Annotated in this window: 3 protein-coding genes and 1 pseudogene; 1 reads left to right on the forward strand and 3 read right to left on the reverse strand. The window is 34.8% G+C overall.

Going from position 1 to position 5,204, the window contains the following annotated elements:
* Nucleotides 1-161: 161 nt before the first annotated feature.
* From ACH2BV_RS00045 to ACH2BV_RS00055, 3 genes and pseudogenes are all read right to left on the reverse strand, one after another.
* Nucleotides 162-869, reverse strand: a complete 708-nt coding sequence (locus ACH2BV_RS00045) for a LytR/AlgR family response regulator transcription factor (RefSeq protein ID WP_395048336.1) — start codon at nt 867-869, stop codon at nt 162-164.
* Complete coding sequence (locus tag ACH2BV_RS00050) at nt 866-1,894, reverse strand: sensor histidine kinase (RefSeq protein WP_395048337.1); 1,029 nt, start codon at nt 1,892-1,894, stop codon at nt 866-868. Before ACH2BV_RS00050 ends, ACH2BV_RS00045 begins: the two co-directional genes overlap by 4 nt.
* 265 nt (nt 1,895-2,159) lie before the next feature.
* Nucleotides 2,160-2,513, reverse strand: a pseudogene (locus ACH2BV_RS00055) (DUF6943 family protein).
* A 1,699-nt stretch (nt 2,514-4,212) separates the two neighbouring features.
* Between ACH2BV_RS00055 and ACH2BV_RS00060 the strand changes: the two are divergent.
* The coding region (locus ACH2BV_RS00060; protein ID WP_395048338.1) for a sialate O-acetylesterase at nt 4,213-5,204 on the forward strand (992 nt) is incomplete at its 3' end.

The raw sequence follows: 5,204 nt of genomic DNA on the forward strand, positions 1-5,204 counted from the left end.
CGGCATTAACTTTAGTTCAATATGTCAATAAATTTATCTTTGACAGACCAATAAACAATATCAAAAATCAAATAATTTAATTACACCCAACGGGTTAATAATTATTATTTTACAGAATGCCTAAAGTTTACTTAAAACAATATTTTTAGATCAGGCTGCCTTTATTTTATTACAATTTTCATAAACACTTTCTTATAAGCACGGCCAATGGGAAGGTTGGTGTTTTCATCTAAACGCACTTGGTTGCCTACAATTTTTTGAATTTTTGAAATGTTTAGGATGTATGATTTGTGTATTCTTACAAATTTTTTTGAATCTAAATGTTCTTCCCAGTGCCTAAGCGGTTCTTGAGAAAGGTGTTTTTTTTTGGATGTGAAGATTTCCGTATAATCTGCATCTGATTGTATAAAACGGATATCAGAAACCTCAATTTTAATATGCTCGTAACCTGATTTAATAAAAATTACTTCAGGAGTAAATGAGTTTTCAATTTTATTTAAGGATGAAACTCCCTCTTGTTTCAGAATCGGTAATTTGGAGACTGCTTGCACAAAGCGCTCGAAAGAAAATGGTTTTAAAAGATAGTCGACCACATCATATTCATAACTTTCCAAAGCATATTCAGAAAATGCGGTAGTCAAAATTATGTGTGGCTTATTTGTCAACGCTTTTAGAAAATCGATACCTGAAATCTTGGGTAAGTGAATGTCCAAAAAAATGAGGTCCACGGGTTCGGACTTTAAAAAATCCATTGCCTGAAGTGCATCCACAAAGGTTGCCTTCAATTCCATATTACCCATATCTCCGATGTATTTTTTCAACACTCTTTGAGCTGGCGGTTGGTCTTCGATAATGATGCTGTGTATCATGCGGTATCTCTCTTTAATTGCATTTTCAAATGAACGGTATATGCTTCTTCAGAATCAGAAATAGTTAGTTCATGGGCATCAGGATATAAGAGTAACAACCGTTTTTTAACATTTTGAAGACCTATGCCTTTAGAGATAGTATCAGTCTTTGTTATAGGGCGAAATGAATTTTCACATTTAAACTCTAATAATCCGTTCTCTGACACATGGATATCGATTTCAATGGAAATATCGTTTGATTGGCTCGCTGTACTGTGCTTAAAAGCATTCTCGATAAACACCATCAAGATTAAAGGCGCGATGCGATACTCTGATTGGATGTTTTCGATTTTAAAGCCAACCTTTCCACGTTCCTCAATCTGTAACTCGTTCAATTGAGTGAAGTTTTTAAGATGGTCTATTTCTTTCGAAAGTGACACATATTTCTCCTTGCAGTCATAGAGCATATATCGAAGTACGGAAGAAAGTTCCAAAATAATGGAGGGCGTTTTCGGTGACTCCTCTATAGCGTAAGAATATAGATTGTTCAGGTTGTTGAATAAAAAATGTGGATTAATCTGTGATTTCAGAAATTGTAGTTCGCTCTCCGTGGCAGAGGATCGTAGTTCTTCAACTTCCAATTGTTTTTTAGATGCATCCCAGGCAAACTTAAACCCCACCAATATCATAATCACCGGCATGACATCCAAAAGACTATATATCACACCTTGAAATTGTATTCCTCTTGTATTGGGATAGTATATCGGTTCAAAAACAAGTTCTTCAATCATAATGATAGTAGTAACTATGACCGCTACTGATAGAAAGAAAAGCAAATAGTTCTTTTTGTAGAAAAAACGGGGTAATAAAACGTAATTAATAACAAAGGCCCCAAGAGCATAGTTTAAAAAAGCCACTATTTTAAATTCTTGTATAGACGGTACGTATCTATCAAACGAAAAAAATAAAAAAAGTAAAATATGCAGCAATATCTGAAATACTACCTCTTTTTTTGTGCTACTTAAAAACAATATGTTCGCTGCCATGATGTAAAAATAACCTTTTTATGTTAAGGTAGTATATTAATAAACGCCATCGACTGATTTAGCAGGGTCAACGTCGGTTTTGTCCTCTTAGGGTTTAAGCCTCTGTAATTATATCTTACTCGCTTTTTTTGAAACTTGTAATTTTCTCTTTTATTCTTTTTGATTATACATCAAATGTATTAAAAGACAAACTGAAGCCGTATAAAATTAATTGCTGGTTTTAACTTACTGACGAAAGTCCAAACGGATTTTCTTGGTTCGTGTTTTATTTATTAAATTTAATTGTCAACCTCAACGCTTGGACTTGTCTTTGGTGCAGCTCGTGTTCTTGCATCATTTCATTCACTTTATAATCAAAATCTTTCTTGAAATCATTGATTCGCAAAAACGGAATTACGGACCCGATTAAAAATTGGTGCTAGAAGTTGGATTTCCAAAGACTGTAGGCAATCCAGTAGACCGTTTCGGCATCCTTTTCGTCTGGGAACATAATCACAAAACTGTTGGTAAAGGGTTCTTTTCGGGGTTTACTGGAGTTCATTCCTTTGTTAAGGATAAAGATTTGGTTTTCCTTGTAGGCAGTGTCTTTTTGGTGGGTCTTGATGATGAAATTCGGCATAGTGCTGTTGGTTTAAAAAATTTGACTTAATTTTTTTGAAAAGAAAGAGAAAAAAAAGAAAGCCCTAAATACAGCAGCAATGACGAACGAGAACGGAGGAAGTTCCGATAGCTATCGGAACGACCGACTGGAAGTGAGGAATGGATGCTAAATTTGCTGGTTTTTTTTCTCTTTCTTTTCAATAAAATTGCACTATAGTCGTCGTGAAGAATTTTAACACCCCCCAGCACCGCAAGGAATGGAGCTACAATGAAGCGCTAGCGGAATTATAGCGGAATGAATGAGGAGCGCAGTGGCGGGGTTGCGGCAATTGAACAGCCACGCTAGACCGAGAACGGAACGAACCTCGATAGGTATCGGGGGAAGTGGAGAGAAGGAATAGCAGCGTGAAACGACGGGGGAAAAATAGAAGGCATCCGCCGCGGCGGAGTTCCTTGATTTAGGGCAAAGCGACCTCATCGCAGTGATTTGATACAAGTGATTTGTAAATATCAACTAAGAGTTTCTTAAAAATATATTGAGGGAAGCGGCGCTAACCCCGATGGCTGTGCGATGGAGCAACCGCTGAAAAAACTGAAGGCGGCAGACATAATACGGCTGGAATGTAGAGAAAGGAATGAGAGAGCTTTCAGTGGAATGAAATGGAGCGTTAAGCGAACGAATGAGGGAAACGAAATGAAGCGGTATTATGGCTGCATAAGCCCGACCGAACGAAGGAAGAGAACGTGTGAAGATGAGGAACGAACAGCGGAAAATAAGGTTGTCCCGCTATTGGCTGGACTGCCTTATTTTTTTGTGCTGTGAAGTGCCTGTGGAACGGAGGGAGGCACGACCGACTGGAACAGCCGAGCGGAACAAAGGGAACGACCATAGAGAGACCGCTTGTTGATTGCCCGTAATTTTTAGAGCGGATAGTTTATTAGGTTATATAGATTTAAAATATTTTTTTGCATTAATGGTTGCTTTTTAATTTTGCTGCAGATACCAAAAAATAAATTGGATTAAATCATTTTACAATTATTTTGAATAGGTGAAAAATAGTTTGATTTTATATTTAATTCAAACAGTTAAAAAACAACAAAATTCTTTTAGGAAACAAATCCCTCGATGTGTTACATTTAGTTATTGAGCTAAGTTTGAAAAATAAGGTTTTCATAAAACTTAAATTTAAGGCTTTCTTATAGATACCTAGTAGCCCTTCATCGGGTTAATTTGTTTAAAAACACGCTTTGGTTTTATATCTAAGACGATACTCGCGAGGAGATATTGCCATTACCCTTAGTTAAATGATTTTGAAAAATGAAATGGATCATAATAATCTAAATAATTTTATCTTCTATTGTTATTTAATATGTTTACATAACTACCTATTAAATTAGACTCACCTGCTTATTTCACATATTTTAAATCTAAAATAAATAAGTTTTTTAAAAAGAATTCATTTTATTTTTTATTATGATAGAATATTTATTTTAATCCTGTTATTATACATATTTTATATGGATTTTACATTTTATTTTCTTTACACTGTCAATACATTTGAAAAAAAATCAACAATTTCAATATCTGAATAAGTATAATTCTCCTTATTTGCTTTTTATCACTTTAGTTACCACTATTGGTGGTTTATAGATTGGATATGAAAAGAAACCGTTCACTGCTAAAATTTTATTTATCAATTTAAAAAAAACTTCAAAAAATGAAAAAACAGTTCTTATTTCTATTTATAGCTTTCAGTTTTTATGCCACTGCAAATGTGCGTTTGCCAAAAATATTTGCTACTGATATGGTTTTGCAAAGAAATAAATTGATTCCGGTTTGGGGGTGGGCAGATGCCAATGAGAAAATTGAAATCAAATTCAACAAGCAAATAAAAACCACAAAAGCCGACAAAAATGGAAAATGGACGATCCGATTAGATGCTGAAAATGCTGGTGGTCCTTATGAATTATCTATAAAAGGAAAGAATAAAATTAGTATCAAAAATGTTTTAGTTGGCGATGTTTGGATTTGCAGTGGACAATCGAATATGGAATTTAAGGTAAGTGAAGCCGAAAATGCAGACAAAGAAATAGATGATGCCAATTATCCATCCATTCGAGAATTTACCGTTTCGAGAGACCTAAGTTCTTTACCGTTAGATGATGTGAAAGTAGGAAAATGGGAAGTTTGCAATACATCTACCGTTGGTAATTTTACAGCTGTTGGTTTCTTTTTTGCCAAAAAAATATATGCCGAATTAAAAATCCCAATTGGATTAATCCACACTTCTTGGGGCGGAACAGTTTCTGAAACTTGGACAAGTCGAGAAGGATTTGAAAGCAGCGACGAATTTAAAGAAATGATTGCGGGAATGCCAAACGTTAATCTTGATTCTATTTCGAAAGTTTCCATAAAATCAGTCACAAAAAGAGTAGAATCACTTCAGGGTTCTAAAATCAATCCAGCAATTGTTGGTGCATATAAAGGATTAGCATTTGATGATTTGAATTGGCCACAACTTAACGTGCCTGAAATATGGGAAAGTCAATCTTTAGGCGAATTCGATGGAGTGGTTTGGTTGCGAAAAACAATCATACTTTCGGCAAACGAAGCCGGAAAAGCTGGAACTATAGAATTATCTAAAATTGATGATGAAGACATTAGTTATGTAAATGGTGTAGAAGTTGGCAGAAATAATAATTGGGATGT

It is taken from the genome of Flavobacterium sp. (genome assembly GCF_043780635.1).
In the GTDB taxonomy this organism is placed as follows: domain Bacteria; phylum Bacteroidota; class Bacteroidia; order Flavobacteriales; family Flavobacteriaceae; genus Flavobacterium.

Excerpts from the sequence above, each read along its gene's own strand:
- ACH2BV_RS00045 (WP_395048336.1), bottom strand. The coding sequence starts at position 869 with ATGATACACAGCATCATTATCGAAGACCAACCGCCAGCTCAAAGAGTG.
- ACH2BV_RS00050 (WP_395048337.1), bottom strand. The coding sequence starts at position 1,894 with ATGGCAGCGAACATATTGTTTTTAAGTAGCACAAAAAAAGAGGTAGTA.